2 protein-coding genes are annotated in these 1840 nt (G+C 46.0%); both read right to left on the bottom strand.

All coding sequences use genetic code 11. The features are described 5' to 3' along the window. Window positions 1–196 precede the first annotated feature (196 nt). Window positions 197–619 carry a GNAT family N-acetyltransferase gene (locus KDK17_RS05640; RefSeq protein ID WP_257287552.1) on the bottom strand — a complete coding sequence of 141 codons (423 nt, stop codon included), beginning with the start codon at window positions 617–619 and terminating at the stop codon, window positions 197–199. A gap of 173 nt (window positions 620–792) precedes the next feature. Beyond that, on the bottom strand, window positions 793–1653 hold the full coding sequence (locus KDK17_RS05635; RefSeq protein WP_257280999.1) for a hypothetical protein: 861 nt from the start codon (window positions 1651–1653) through the stop codon (window positions 793–795). Between the last annotated feature and the right edge of the window lie 187 nt (window positions 1654–1840).

The following is a 1840-nucleotide window of genomic DNA, read 5'->3' as shown; positions in this document are numbered from 1 at the left end:
CGAAAAAGCGCAGTTTACAGCGAGTAAATGAGCATTTTGAGCCACTTTTTAACGCCGTATCGGCGAAGCGTTGCACTTTTGCGACAGGCTCCCGGAGGTTCGGGTGAAACTGCGGCCATGAGTCAGCAGCAGGATAAACCTCACCATTGCAAGACTGCCTGTTCAAAAGACCTGCTGAATGCATCAGCCGGGCTTGTTATTCAGAAAGGCTTTTGGTCATGGGAATAAAGTCCAGCATGATTCCACCGGGAGAGTGATAAGTGGAAACTTTATCTCCCTCAAAACCACGACGCCGATAAAAGGGAGCTGCATTCAAAGTCGAATTCAGCTTTATTTGGGAGAGACCGGCTTCTTTCGCAATTTGTTCCAGATGAATCATCATTTTGCGAGCAACGCCCATCCTCATAAACTGTGGGTCGACAAAGATTGCATCGACCGCACTGTCCCTGGTATCAATCATTCCCGTACCGGCTTCTTCTCCTTCCATCATCGCAACAAGAAAATTCTGCTCAACGCTATCCATAAAATTCTCAGAGTTAGAGCCTTCAGTCCAGAGAGTCAAAGCTTCATCACTGTAATGACCGGCATTGAGAAAGTATCGCCAGATTACGAAGTTCAAAAGCTCTCTGAGCATCACTGCGTTGTGCTTTTCTTATTTCCATTCTTGTCAGGGGCCTCCCGCTTTTTTTCTGGAGGAACGGCTTTCAGAATTTACCGGCTCTCACCCTATTCTGATAGCCGCCTCACTGCTCAAAGCTCCCGACTTGTATTTGTCAATAGTAATCCATGATCTTACAGTTCTGATTTGCTTTTGGGCTTATCAGAATAATTAAGACGATAGGCATCGTTTATACCTCCATCTGTATCTCCATAGTCAATCTCATTGCCTGTCTGGTAGTGCCCGGTTTTATCAACGCTGCAAAATTGGTGGCCTCGAATCATGGCCTGAAGCAGGCAATATTCTGTGGAATCAGGGATACCATAAACCGTGTGCGTGGCAAACGGCTGACCATCGCGCACAGCCCAACCTTCGCCTACCCAAGTGATATCAGGCCGATCTTTACGTAAAGTCTGCAGTTCAGACAAGGGCATCAGTTCTTTGCCAACACCTGCATCAAACACCTTGCATTTAGTCGTATGGGTAAACTTTCCAAAAGCGATACCATTGTTTGGCAGAGGTTTTACACACAGGTCGAGATCACTGAACCCGACATCTTTTGGTCTTTCAGCAGAGCAGAACCTGAAAAGACCTACCAGAGAGCCAGAGTTCATCACCCACTTATCAGACTGATCAGGACTGAGCGGATCATTCTTGTGCATAGGCAGTTTGTAGAAACTGGACAGAACCTCTCTTTCTGTAGCATTCAGCCAGAAGTAGTTGCGGCTTCGTTTGATATCATGGCCGTCACTATTCTTTACTTCATAGACACAAAAGTTCTTTTTGTTGTCTGCCGCCTGAACGGGTTCTGTCAGGTCCAGCGCCGCTCTGCCGAAGTACCATTGTGGTTTGCCAGGCTTGACTTCATCATCAATGACTATACACAGGCTGCCATCAGCTGGTAGAACCGACTGGGATTGCCAGCACGGTTCTGCATTAACACCCGGAGAAAGCAACAGGGCAAAAGGAAGACCAAATTTGAGAAATCTCTTCATTACACTATCCTCCTGTTTCAAGAACACTACGCATTAGTCAAGAAGTGTAGTGAATTAATTAGAATGAGTTGATGTTTAAAATTGCTTAAACCGTACACTTTTTGACACATTGAACCCGGTATAAGTTCCCTGGCAGCCTGTCGGACTTAAGGCTGTCCTATTGCGGTTGCAATAAATTGAGGATAAA

It is taken from the genome of Endozoicomonas sp. SESOKO2 (genome assembly GCF_024606245.1).
Taxonomy (GTDB): domain Bacteria; phylum Pseudomonadota; class Gammaproteobacteria; order Pseudomonadales; family Endozoicomonadaceae; genus Endozoicomonas_A.
The sequence above is the reverse complement of the archived record's forward strand: the minus strand, read 5'-3'. Positions and strand labels throughout refer to the sequence as shown.

Bases quoted from the DNA above. Each gene is read 5' to 3' on its own strand.
- KDK17_RS05635 (WP_257280999.1), bottom strand. From the start codon at position 1,653: ATGAAGAGATTTCTCAAATTTGGTCTTCCTTTTGCCCTGTTGCTTTCT.